12 protein-coding genes are annotated in these 10,888 nt (G+C 61.9%); 7 read left to right on the top strand and 5 right to left on the bottom strand.

All coding sequences use genetic code 11. The features are described from left to right. The first annotated feature begins 6 nt into the window (after positions 1 to 6). The 5 genes from rloA (at position 7) to EV691_RS10015 (ending at position 5,346) form a co-directional block, all read left to right on the top strand. A complete protein-coding gene (rloA, locus tag EV691_RS09995; RefSeq protein WP_131302989.1) occupies positions 7 to 543 on the top strand; it encodes a retropepsin-like aspartic peptidase RloA in 537 nt (178 codons plus the stop codon). A 5-nt stretch (positions 544 to 548) separates the two neighbouring features. After that, the gene (gene rloB, locus EV691_RS10000) at positions 549 to 2,075 is read left to right on the top strand and encodes an osmotic stress tolerance membrane protein RloB (protein ID WP_131302987.1); all 1,527 of its coding nucleotides are present in this window, start codon (positions 549 to 551) and stop codon (positions 2,073 to 2,075) included. Between the two features lie 3 nt (positions 2,076 to 2,078). After that, complete coding sequence (locus tag EV691_RS10005; protein ID WP_131302985.1) at positions 2,079 to 3,062, top strand: alpha-L-glutamate ligase-like protein; 984 nt, start codon at positions 2,079 to 2,081, stop codon at positions 3,060 to 3,062. Between the two features lie 95 nt (positions 3,063 to 3,157). Continuing rightward, positions 3,158 to 4,492 (top strand): aminodeoxychorismate synthase component I, encoded by a 1,335-nt coding sequence (gene pabB / locus EV691_RS10010; protein ID WP_131302983.1) that lies wholly within the window; start codon positions 3,158 to 3,160, stop codon positions 4,490 to 4,492. 119 nt (positions 4,493 to 4,611) lie between these two features. Further along, the gene (locus EV691_RS10015) at positions 4,612 to 5,346 is read left to right on the top strand and encodes a phosphoadenylyl-sulfate reductase (protein WP_131302981.1); all 735 of its coding nucleotides are present in this window, start codon (positions 4,612 to 4,614) and stop codon (positions 5,344 to 5,346) included. 20 nt (positions 5,347 to 5,366) lie between these two features. On the opposite strand, the gene cysB is transcribed toward EV691_RS10015, so the two are convergent. Further along, positions 5,367 to 6,341: an HTH-type transcriptional regulator CysB gene (cysB, locus tag EV691_RS10020; protein ID WP_039804540.1), complete on the bottom strand. Its 975-nt coding sequence runs from the start codon at positions 6,339 to 6,341 to the stop codon at positions 5,367 to 5,369. A gap of 365 nt (positions 6,342 to 6,706) precedes the next feature. Between cysB and EV691_RS10025 the strand changes: the two genes are divergently transcribed. Beyond that, complete coding sequence (locus EV691_RS10025) at positions 6,707 to 7,783, top strand: 3-deoxy-7-phosphoheptulonate synthase (protein ID WP_131302979.1); 1,077 nt, start codon at positions 6,707 to 6,709, stop codon at positions 7,781 to 7,783. Positions 7,784 to 7,840: 57 nt separating this feature from the next. Here the strand turns inward: EV691_RS10025 and EV691_RS10030 are convergent, their stop codons facing one another. Continuing rightward, positions 7,841 to 8,113 (bottom strand): GNAT family N-acetyltransferase, encoded by a 273-nt coding sequence (locus EV691_RS10030; RefSeq protein ID WP_039804547.1) that lies wholly within the window; start codon positions 8,111 to 8,113, stop codon positions 7,841 to 7,843. A 389-nt stretch (positions 8,114 to 8,502) separates the two neighbouring features. Between EV691_RS10030 and EV691_RS10035 the strand changes: the two genes are divergently transcribed. Then, positions 8,503 to 8,754 carry an Lpp/OprI family alanine-zipper lipoprotein gene (locus EV691_RS10035; protein WP_039804550.1) on the top strand — a complete coding sequence of 84 codons (252 nt, stop codon included), beginning with the start codon at positions 8,503 to 8,505 and terminating at the stop codon, positions 8,752 to 8,754. Positions 8,755 to 8,869: 115 nt separating this feature from the next. Here the strand turns inward: EV691_RS10035 and EV691_RS10040 are convergent, their stop codons facing one another. From EV691_RS10040 to EV691_RS10050, 3 genes are all read right to left on the bottom strand, one after another. Continuing rightward, positions 8,870 to 9,826: a L,D-transpeptidase family protein gene (locus EV691_RS10040; protein WP_131254480.1), complete on the bottom strand. Its 957-nt coding sequence runs from the start codon at positions 9,824 to 9,826 to the stop codon at positions 8,870 to 8,872. A gap of 65 nt (positions 9,827 to 9,891) precedes the next feature. Continuing rightward, positions 9,892 to 10,185, bottom strand: coding sequence for a hypothetical protein (locus EV691_RS10045; RefSeq protein ID WP_039804553.1), 294 nt, complete (start codon positions 10,183 to 10,185; stop codon positions 9,892 to 9,894). A 93-nt stretch (positions 10,186 to 10,278) separates the two neighbouring features. Beyond that, positions 10,279 to 10,887 carry an arylesterase gene (locus EV691_RS10050; RefSeq protein WP_165496638.1) on the bottom strand — a complete coding sequence of 203 codons (609 nt, stop codon included), beginning with the start codon at positions 10,885 to 10,887 and terminating at the stop codon, positions 10,279 to 10,281. Position 10,888 lies beyond the last annotated feature (1 nt).

The raw sequence follows: 10,888 nt of genomic DNA on the forward strand, positions 1-10,888 counted from the left end.
AGGACTATGAGATTCCAGCCCCTCGCCCTGCTGTCTTGTCTGCTGCTCATCCCGGACCTACTCCCCGCGGCCGAGAAAACCATCTTTGGCCTGAACGAATACGTGTCGCTGCCCGAGCTCAAGCTGGAAGTGGCGGCCAAGCTGGATACGGGGGCCGAGACGGCGTCGCTCAGTGCCCGCGACATCACTCGCTTCAAGCGCAACGGTGAAACCTGGGTACGCTTCTACCTGGCCATTGATGACAGCCACGCGCATCCCATCGAGCGACCGCTGGCGCGAGTCAGCAAGATCAAGCGCCGCTCTGGCGACTACGACCCGGCAGAAAGCAAGACCTACACGGCTCGCCCGGTGGTCGAACTGGACTTCTGCATGGGCGAGACCCTGCGCACCATCGAGGTGAACCTGACCGATCGGAGCGCATTCCAATACCCGCTGCTGATCGGCTCCGAGGCACTCGCACGCTTCGGGGCCCTGGTCGATCCGAGCATTAAATACGCAGCCGGCAAGCCCGGCTGCGCCACCGTCGCAAATTCCGCCGAGTAATACGCATGCGCGCTCTCAACCTGCATCTGAAAATACTGATCGTCCTGCTGGTGTCGATCGGGGTACTGGTCACGGCGTATCAGATCTTCGTCCTGGGCATTCCGGTGACCGAGGACGAGACCGATGACCTGTGGAACATCGACGCGCGCGTCGAATTTCAGGCCAATCCCCGCGAGCCGGTGAAAGTGCAGATGTTCGCTCCGCCGCTCAACCAGGACTATGTCAGCCTCAACGAGAGCTTCATCTCCAACAACTATGGAGTGAGCGTCAACCAAGTCGATAACAACCGCCGGGTGACCTGGTCGGCACGGCGTACCAGCGGCAAGCAGACCCTCTACTATCGCCTGGCCCTCACCAAGCGCTATACCGGTGACCTGCCCAAGCCCAAGGGACCGGTCTTCCGCGACAGCATCCCGCTGGAGGGCGCCGAAAAGATCGCTGCCGAAGCCCTGCTGGCCCCCATCCGCGAGCACTCGGCCGACGTCGAAACCTTCATCGGCGAGACTATCAAGCGGGTCAACAATCTCAACGACGACAATGTCAAGCTGCTCACTGCCGGCAACAGCTCGACCTCGAACCGGGTGCGCATCGTCGAACTTCTGCTGTCCTTCGCCCACGTGCCGATGGAGCGTGTGCATACCCTGCGCCTGATCGCCGACCAGGCGATCAGCCCCGAGCTCTGGATTCGCAGCTTCAACGGCGAGAAATGGCTGTATTTCAATCCCGATACCGGCGAACCGGGACTGCCGGCCGACCGCCTGATCTGGTGGACCGGCGACGAGCCGCTGATCAGCGTGGACGGCGGCAAGCAGGCCAAGGTGAGCTTCACCCTGAACAACAGCGAGCTCAACGCCATCGGCCTGGCCAAGATGACCGACCAGAACACCGATGTCGACTTCCTGGAATACACCCTGTACGGCCTGCCGCTGGAAACCCAGCAGACCTACCAGATCATGATCATGATCCCGATCGGCGTGCTGGTGATCCTGATTCTGCGCAACCTGATCGGCATCCAGACTCTCGGCACCTTCACGCCGGTCCTGATCGCCCTGGCCTTTCGCGAGACCCAGGTGGGCTTCGGCATCATCCTGTTCACCCTGATCACCGCTCTGGGCCTGTCGCTGCGCTCCTACCTCGAGCACCTCAAGCTGCAGATGCTGCCGCGCCTGTCGGTGGTGCTGACCTTCGTGGTGGTGCTGATCGCCGTCATCAGCCTGCTCAGCCACAAGCTCGGCCTCGAGCGCGGCCTGTCGGTATCGCTGTTCCCGATGGTGATCCTGACCATGACCATCGAGCGCCTGTCGATCACCTGGGAGGAACGCGGCGGCGGCCATGCCTTCAAGGTCGCTCTCGGCACTATCATCGCCGCCTCGCTGGCCCATCTGCTGATGAACATTCCAGAGCTGACCTACTTCATCTTCACCTTCCCGACGGTGCTGCTGATCCTGGTGGGCTTCATGCTGGCGATGGGCCGCTACCGCGGCTACCGCCTGACGGAGCTGTTCCGCTTCAAGGCCTTCCTGAAGGACTGAGTCATGATCAACCTGTGGAAGAGATGGAAGGCCCTGGAAGCCAGGGGCATCATGGGCATCAACCGGCGCAATGCGGACTACGTGCTGAAGTACAACAAGCGCAGCCTGTATCCCATCGTCGATGACAAGATCATCACCAAGCATCGCGCCATCGAGGCCGGCATCCATGTGCCGGAGCTCTACGGGATCATCGCGACCGAGAAGGAAATCGAGAAGCTCGACCAGATCATCGGCGAGCACAGCGACTTCGTGATCAAGCCGGCCCAGGGGGCCGGCGGCGACGGCATCATGGTCATCGCCGACCGTTTCGAGGGCCGCTACAAGACGGTGTCCGGCAAGATCGTCACCCATGACGAACTCGAGCATCACATCTCCAGCATCCTCACCGGCCTCTATTCCCTCGGTGGGCACCGCGACCGGGCGCTGATCGAATACCGGGTCAAGCCCGATCCGATCTTCAAGAGCATCAGCTACGAGGGCGTGCCGGACATCCGCATCATCGTGCTGATGGGCTACCCGGTGATGGCCATGTTGCGCCTGCCGACCCGCCAGTCCAGCGGCAAGGCCAACCTGCACCAGGGCGCCATCGGTGTCGGTGTCGACCTGGCCACCGGCATCACCCTGCGCGGCACCTGGCTGAACAACAAGATCGCCAAGCACCCGGACACCACCAACCCGGTCGACGGCGTGCAGCTGCCCGACTGGGACGGCTTCATGAAGCTGGCGGCCGGCTGCCATGAACTTTGCGGCCTCGGCTACATCGGCGTGGACATGGTGCTGGACGAAACCAAGGGGCCATTGATCCTCGAGCTCAACGCCCGGCCCGGACTGAACATCCAGATCGCCAACGACTGCGGCCTGACCCTGCGAACCCACGCGATCGAGGCGCATCTGGCCGAATTGAAGGAGCGTGGCATCCAGGAAACACCGGCAGAGCGCGTGCGCTTTTCCCAGGAGCTGTTCGGCCACGTTTCCGCCGCCGTCTGATTGCCCTCCGCCCCTCCGGGGGCGAATCGCCTGGCGGGCAGCAGTCTGGAGCACCTGGCGCTACAATCAGTCCTCGCCACAACCGACACCCCCGTATGCCCAGTTGCCGTACCCACGCCCTCCCCTATAGCGCCGATCCGACCGTCTATTTCGAGAGGATCCGCCAGGCGCCCGGCGCCGTGCTGTTCGACAGCAGCCAGCCGGCCTCGCAGCGGGGCCGCTACGACCTGCTCAGCGCCTGGCCCCTGACCCGCCTCAGTCCTACCTCCGGCGAAACCGGCAGCGACTTCCTCCGACGCCTGCGCCAGGCAGTTGCGAGCCTGGGCCATGCAAAGGCAGGCGAGCTTCCCTTTGCCGGCGGCCTGATGGGCTACCTCTCCTACGACTTCGCCCGCCGCCTGGAGCGTCTGCCCGATACGACCCTCGACGACCTAGAACTCCCCGATGCCCAGATCGGCCTGTATGCCTGGGCACTGATCAGTGATCATCAGTCGCGGACCACCACCCTGGTCTGCCACCCCAGCCTGGACAGCGCCGAAGGCGAGCGCCTGCGGCGGCTGCTTGCTTCACCGAGCGAAGTCCAGACGGCGGAATTCCACCTGGAGGCGGATTTCACGCCAGATCTGACCTCCGAGGACTACCGCCAGGCCATCGAGCACATCCTCGCCTACATCCAGGCCGGAGACTGTTATCAGGTGAATTTCGCCCAGCGCTTCCAGGCCTCCTTCCAGGGCGACCCCTGGGCTGCCTACCGGGCTCTGCGCCGCGCCTGCCCGACCCCCTTCGCCGGATACCAGTCCCTGGCCGACGGCAGCGCCATTCTCAGCCTCTCGCCGGAGCGCTTCCTGCGGGTCGCGCATGGACGGGTGGAGACCCGCCCGATCAAGGGCACTCGCCCGCGCGGCCGCAACGCCGAAGAAGATCGACTACTCGCCGACGAGCTCCGCCACAGCACCAAGGACCGTGCCGAGAACCTGATGATCGTCGACCTGCTGCGCAACGACCTGAGCCGCAGCTGCCGCCCCGGCTCGGTGCGCGTTCCCGAGCTGTTCGTCCTGGAGAGCTATCCGAACGTGCACCATCTGGTCAGTTGCGTCAGCGCCGAGCTGGCCCCCGGAAAGGATGCCCTGGACCTGCTCGCCGGCAGCTTTCCGGGCGGCTCCATCACCGGCGCGCCGAAGATCCGCGCCATGCAGATCATCGAGGAACTGGAAGGCCGACGCCGCTCGATCTACTGCGGCTCGCTGTTCTATCTGGATGTGCGCGGCGAACTGGACAGCTCGATCGCCATCCGCACCCTGCTGGCCCGGAAGGATCGTATCAGCTGTTGGGGTGGCGGCGGCATCGTCGCCGACTCGGACTGGCAGGCGGAGTACCAGGAATCCATCACCAAGGTGCGAACGCTGCTGGAAACCCTGCGCGCGCTGTAGCCGTTCATAACGAAAACGCAACCGCTGCTGGAGATCGATTATTTAGGGGAGGAAACTTCCTTTGCTAGCATTCGCGACGCACAATCCCCAGCCGCTCACGATACCTAGGAAATCGCCTGATGAAGCAAGCCGTGAATACCGCCGAGCTGGCCGCCGCCTGCGCCGGCAAATCGCCCCAGGAAATCCTGCAGATCGCCTTCGATCATTTCGGCGACGAGCTGTGGATCTCCTTCAGCGGCGCCGAAGACGTCGTGCTGGTCGACATGGCCTGGAAGCTCAACAAGAACGTCAGGGTCTTCACCCTGGATACCGGCCGCCTGCACCCCGAGACCTACCGTTTCATCGAACAGGTGCGCGAGCACTATGGCATGGCCATCGAAGTGCTCTCGCCCGATGCCCGCCTGCTCGAACCCCTGGTCAGGGAAAAGGGGCTGTTCAGCTTCTACAAGGACGGTCACGGCGAATGCTGCGGCATCCGCAAGATCGAGCCGCTCAGACGCAAACTGGCCACCGTCAGCGCCTGGGCCACCGGTCAGCGTCGCGACCAGAGTCCCGGCACGCGCAGCCAGGTGGCCGCGTTCGAAGTGGATGGCGCCTTCTCCTCCCCGGACAGGCCGCTGTACAAGTTCAATCCGCTGGCGCAGATGAGCAGCGAGGAGGTCTGGGGCTATATCCGCATGCTGGAAATCCCCTACAACCCGCTGCATGAGCGGGGCTACATCAGCATCGGCTGCGAACCCTGCACCCGCCCGGTGCTGCCCAACCAGCACGAACGCGAGGGGCGCTGGTGGTGGGAGGAAGCCACCCACAAGGAGTGCGGACTGCATGCCGGCAACCTGAGCGGCAAGAGCTGATCCGGCCAGCATCCGCCCCGTCAGTACACTGGTAGCTCGATCCCCTCGAACAGCTCGTCCAGCTCGGCCTTGTTGTGGCACTGCATGGCTTTGCTCAGCACAGGCCGGGTGAGATGCGGGGCGAACTTCTCGATGAAGTCGCACATGAACCCGCGCAGGAAGGTGCCACGCCGGAAAGCAATCTTGGTCACGCTGGACTCGAAGAGCTCGCTGGCATCGAGGGCAACCAGATCGCTGTCGAGCCTTTCGTCCACTGCCATCCGGGCCACGATGCCCACGCCGAGACCGAGCCGCACATAGGTCTTGATGACATCGGCATCGGCGGCAGTGAACACCACCCTGGGGGTCAGGCCGCGATTGAGGAAGGCCTCGTCCAGCTTGGAGCGCCCGGTGAAGCCGAATACGTAGGTCACGATGGGATACTCAGCCACCGCCTCCAGCGTCAGCCTGGGCAGCCTGGTCAACGGATGCCCCTGCGGCACCACCACACAACGGTTCCAGCGGTAGCACGGCATCATGACCAGGTCGCTGAACAGCTCCAGCCCTTCGGTAGCGATGGCGAAGTCGACGGTTCCGTCGGCCGCCATTTCGGCGATCTGCGTCGGCGTACCCTGGTGCATGTGCAGGGAAACCTCCGGATACTGCTGGATGAAGGCACTGATTACCGGCGGCAAGGCATAGCGTGCCTGCGTGTGGGTCGTTGCGATGGACAGCGTGCCCTTCTTCTCGTTGGAGAACTCCTGAGCGATCTGCTTGATGCTTTCCACCTTGCGCAGGATTTCCCCGGCAGTGGTGATGATCCGCTCGCCAGCCGGCGTCACCCGCGTCAGGTGCTTGCCGCTACGCGCAAAAACTTCCACCCCCAGCTCATCCTCCAGAAGGCGGATCTGCTTGCTGATTCCGGGCTGCGATGTATAGAGGCTTTGGGCGGTGGCTGAGACGTTGAGATCGTGGTGCGCAACCTCCCAGATGTAACGCAGTTGCTGAAGCTTCATGGCTGTCCCTCAAACCCAGATAACGAACGCCCGCAAAATGACAGCATTCTTATAACCATTATTGATAGTTTATCGAATAAAGCCAGACGCTTTGTCAGCCCAATCCCATTAAACTCCCAGGCCGGAGCGAACACTGCCAGGCACACGGAAGACCTACCCGCTTGAGCCGGAGTACGGCAGCTGCAGCGGTAGCCTTGGCAGGCGGGAAAAACGGTGCATGCTCCATTCTCTCGGTATTCTCCGAAAGCCCATTGTCGACGCTGCGCATAACGCGTTAAGGTTTCCCCTTCCCCCATTGCCTCACATGCCGAGCCCCGCCGCGCGGGGATGTTGGCGGCTGGCACCGTGACCCAACGAGTAACCCGATGGCCGACTTACCGATCAATGACATTAATATTGTCTCCAACGACCCTCTGATCACCCCCGAGCAGCTCAAGACCGAAATCCCCCTGAGCGCCACCGCCATGGACACCGTCTCCCGCGGTCGCGAAGTCATCCGCAACATTCTCGACGGCAAGGACCATCGCCTGTTTGTGGTAGTCGGTCCGTGCTCCATCCATGACGTCAAGGCGGCACATGAGTACGCGGAGCGGCTGAAGACCCTCGCCGCAGAGGTTTCCGACACCCTGTTCCTGGTGATGCGCGTCTACTTCGAGAAGCCCCGCACCACCGTCGGCTGGAAAGGCCTGATCAACGACCCCTATCTGGATGACACCTTCAAGATCCAAGAGGGGCTGCACATTGCACGCCAACTGCTGCTCGATGTCGCCGAAATGGGACTGCCGACCGCCGGCGAGGCCCTGGATCCGATTTCCCCGCAGTACCTGCAGGACCTGTTCAGCTGGTCGGCCATCGGTGCCCGCACCACGGAATCCCAGACACACCGGGAACTGGCTTCCGGCCTGTCATCTGCCGTCGGTTTCAAGAACGGCACGGACGGCAGCCTGACCGTCGCGATCAACGCATTGCAGTCGGTATCCAGGCCCCACCGCTTCCTCGGCATCAACCAGCAGGGCAGCGTCTCCATCGTTGCCACCAAGGGCAACACCTACGGACATGTCGTGCTGCGTGGCGGCAACGGCAAGCCCAACTACGACTCGGTCAGCGTCGCTATCTGCGAGCAGGAACTGAGCAAGGCCGGCATCCTGCCGAACATCATGGTGGACTGCAGCCATGCCAATTCGAACAAGGATCCAGCCCTGCAGCCCTTGGTCATGGCCAACGTCGCCAACCAGATTCTCGAAGGGAACTCATCCATCATCGGCTTGATGGTGGAAAGCAACCTGGGCTGGGGCAGCCAGTCGATTCCCGCCAATCTGGACGACCTCAAGTATGGGGTTTCCGTCACCGACGCCTGCATCGACTGGGATGCCACGGTCACGGCGGTACGGGACATGCAGGTCAAGCTCAAGGATGTGCTGCCGAAACGAAAACGCCCTTGAGTGCCAGAAACAAAACGCCGGGATAATCCCGGCGTTTTACTGTTCGCATCAACCCTTTCAAGGCTGAGGCTGATGACGCTCGATGTAGCGCTCGACGTAAGAGCAGGACGGAATGACCGTATAGCCCATGCGCCTGGCATAGTCGAGCGCCTCGGCCGTCAAGGCAGCTGCGATACCGCGACCGCGCAAGGAAGTGGGAACATAGGTACGGTAGATATCCAAAGTATTCTTTCCCAGGTCCATATAGGCCAGATAGGCGCGATGCCCATCTACGACCGCCTCGAACTGATGTCCGGCCCGATCATGGTGAATGGATAATGCCTCGCTCATTCCGTCGCCTCTCAAGTCTTGTCTTATTTTTGTACGCTTTGCGCCCTACGCTCTTTCTGTAGCACGCTTCGGGGAAAGCCGCCCGCCTACCAGATGAGCAGCAAGGCCTTCCTGCACCTCCGCAACCATATGCAGAGAGGAGTCAATAGCACAATCGTCCAACCTCAATTTATCAAGCGTTCGCAAACCCTGATAGAACCTTCAAGTGCACGGCCTTGGATAAATTTTAGACAAACTCGTGAATTCTTTGGATTCGCCTGAAAAAAACATAGCAGTCTTGCGCATGCTCAGTTTACTTACTAAAAGTTATAGGTAGTATGTTGCTCGGCGAATTTCCCTCGCATGGGAAATTGCTTTTAAGATGAAAGCCACCTCAAAAGGGGAACACGATGAACAACGCTCTGAAAATTTCTGCTCTGACCCTGGCCGCCCTGTTGGCCGCAGGTTGCAGCAGCGCCTCCAAAGAAACCGAAGCTCGCATTACCGCTACCGAAGATGCGGCCGCTCGCGCCCAGGCTCGCGCCGACGAAGCCTACCGCAAGGCCGACGAAGCTCTGGCAGCCGCTCAGCGCGCTCAGCAGACCGCTGACGAAGCCAACGAGCGCGCCCTGCGCATGCTGGAAAAAGCCAGCCGCAAGTAATTGTTTCTTTAGAGACAAAAAAAGCCGATCCACAAATGGGATCGGCTTTTTATTTGGGCGCAGCAAAGACGAATACGGCGTTTTGGCACTAACTTGCAAAAACCACAAATATCCCTCAGAGATCCGGCCCGGTATTGGCGCTGGCCAACCCTGAGTCCGTCCCGGATATTTCAACCGGCAAACCATCTTCCGCCGCCACGACTTCCCGCACGATCTCCCAATCCAACCGCCGCTGGCCCAACAAGTCATTGCGCTTGAGCAACTCATCAACCAGCGCCGCATGCTTGTCCACCACGGAAGACTTCGCAGACTCGTCATCCTCCAGCGGGGCATGAGCCTCGAGGTAAACCTTGCCAGCCGAGATGCCGAACTTGTAGGGCTCATTGATGATACGCACCGTGGTACCCACCGGCACCATGCTCGCCAGCTGCAGGACATTGTGGTTCAGCATGCGGAAACAGCCATGGCTGACTCGCATGCCGATACCGAATTTCTTGTTCGAACCATGGATCAGATAGCCGGACAAGCCCAGAGTGAACTTGAAGGGCCCCAAGGGGTTGTCCGGGCCGGCAGGAACGACAGTCGGCAGCGGATCACCGTCGGCGGCATGCTCCTCGCGAATCGATTTCGGCGGATACCAGGCCGGATCCTTGACCTTGCCGGTGATGCGGGTTTCGGCGATCGGAGACCCCCACCCTTCACGCCCGATTCCCAAGGGGAAGGTATGCACCACGTTCTGATCCTTGGGGAAGTAGTACATGCGGTACTCGGCCAGATTGATGACGATCCCTTCTCTCGGACCGGGCGGCAATATGTAGCGCGTCGGCAGGAGTACCTCGGTCCCTCCCCCCGGCAGCCAGGGATCCACGCCCGGATTGGCCGCGACCATTTCCAGATAGCCGATGTCGTTGGCCTGGCCGATATCGGCGAAGGTGTCCTCGTACTTGGCCTTGATGACCTGTACCTGCCCGACTACATCCTCGCCGGGCGGTGGGAGCGGCAGCTCAAGAGCCGCCAGAGGAGCACTCAGCAGCGCCGAGAAAGACAGGGAAGTAGCAACACGCGCAAACATCGGGACAGTCCTTGGCATGGGTAGCCCAAGTGAGAATGCCTGATTGTACAGCATGATCAGCCGGTTTAGCCAAGAACCCAGGGTATAGACCAGCCCACGCAGTCGCCCCGGCGCTGCGCCTCCAGTGCTGCCCGGCATGCTGGACACAGCCGATCATCGCGCAGCAGCGGCTTGGTCAGCCCGCGCCAGCGCGGCTGCGCGGGCAGCAGGCTGCCACACAGGGTCCGATCGATCTGGCCACCGAGCTCCAGCTGACGGCCGACCAGATGCAGACGCACCTCGCGACAGGCGAACAGATCGAGCTGCTCGCCCGGCTCGATCAGGTAATAGGCATGCAAGGACCAGGCGGGACGCGGCATGGAGGGCTCCAGAAAGGGGGGCGCAACATTAGCCGAAAGGGCCTGCGCGGAAAAGCCCGACAAGCCCCTCCGCAAGAAATACTCGCCACCCCGCTAGAGCAGCGGCTCCAGGGTAGGCCAGAGATTGTCCAGCATCTTCGGCTGCGCCTTCGCGGTCGGGTGGATACCGTCGGCCTGCATCATCCCGGGCACGCCGCCCACCCCATCGAGAAAGAATGGCACCAGCGGCACCTGCTTCTCTTCGGCCAGGGTCGCATAGACCCGGCTGAAGGCCTGATTGTAGCGGGGCCCGTAGTTCGGCGGCAGCTGCATGCCGAGCAGCACGACCCGCGCCCCACTGGAGTGCGAACTGTCGATCATCGCCGCAAGATTCTGTTGCAATTGCTGGGGCGGCTGCCCACGCAGGCCATCGTTCCCGCCCAGCTCGATGATCACCAGCTCCGGACGGTGGGTGGCGAGCAGCGTGGGAAGGCGCGCAAGGCCGCCGGCACTGGTGTCGCCGCTGATCGAGGCATTCACCACACGGTGCGTCAGACCCTGGTCGACGAGTCGCCTTTCCAGCAGGGCGACCCAGCCCTGGCTGGTTTCCACTCCCAAAGCGGCGCTGATACTATCGCCGACAACCAGCACAGTCCCCGCCAGCGCCCCTTGCGCCCAGAAAAGCAGCGAAGCCAGCGCACCACCCAGCAACCACCCACGCATT

The sequence above is a fragment of the Azotobacter chroococcum genome (assembly GCF_004339665.1).
Taxonomy (GTDB): Bacteria; Pseudomonadota; Gammaproteobacteria; order Pseudomonadales; family Pseudomonadaceae; genus Azotobacter; species Azotobacter chroococcum.

Coding starts and splice junctions, on each gene's coding strand:
- EV691_RS10035 (WP_039804550.1), top strand. CDS start 8,503: ATGAACAACGCTCTGAAAATTTCTGCTCTGACCCTGGCCGCCCTGTTG.
- EV691_RS10040 (WP_131254480.1), bottom strand. CDS start 9,826: ATGTTTGCGCGTGTTGCTACTTCCCTGTCTTTCTCGGCGCTGCTGAGT.
- rloB (WP_131302987.1), top strand. CDS start 549: ATGCGCGCTCTCAACCTGCATCTGAAAATACTGATCGTCCTGCTGGTG.
- EV691_RS10025 (WP_131302979.1), top strand. CDS start 6,707: ATGGCCGACTTACCGATCAATGACATTAATATTGTCTCCAACGACCCT.
- rloA (WP_131302989.1), top strand. CDS start 7: ATGAGATTCCAGCCCCTCGCCCTGCTGTCTTGTCTGCTGCTCATCCCG.
- EV691_RS10045 (WP_039804553.1), bottom strand. CDS start 10,185: ATGCCGCGTCCCGCCTGGTCCTTGCATGCCTATTACCTGATCGAGCCG.
- EV691_RS10030 (WP_039804547.1), bottom strand. CDS start 8,113: ATGAGCGAGGCATTATCCATTCACCATGATCGGGCCGGACATCAGTTC.
- cysB (WP_039804540.1), bottom strand. CDS start 6,341: ATGAAGCTTCAGCAACTGCGTTACATCTGGGAGGTTGCGCACCACGAT.
- EV691_RS10015 (WP_131302981.1), top strand. CDS start 4,612: ATGAAGCAAGCCGTGAATACCGCCGAGCTGGCCGCCGCCTGCGCCGGC.
- pabB (WP_131302983.1), top strand. CDS start 3,158: ATGCCCAGTTGCCGTACCCACGCCCTCCCCTATAGCGCCGATCCGACC.
- EV691_RS10050 (WP_165496638.1), bottom strand. CDS start 10,887: ATGCGTGGGTGGTTGCTGGGTGGTGCGCTGGCTTCGCTGCTTTTCTGG.
- EV691_RS10005 (WP_131302985.1), top strand. CDS start 2,079: ATGATCAACCTGTGGAAGAGATGGAAGGCCCTGGAAGCCAGGGGCATC.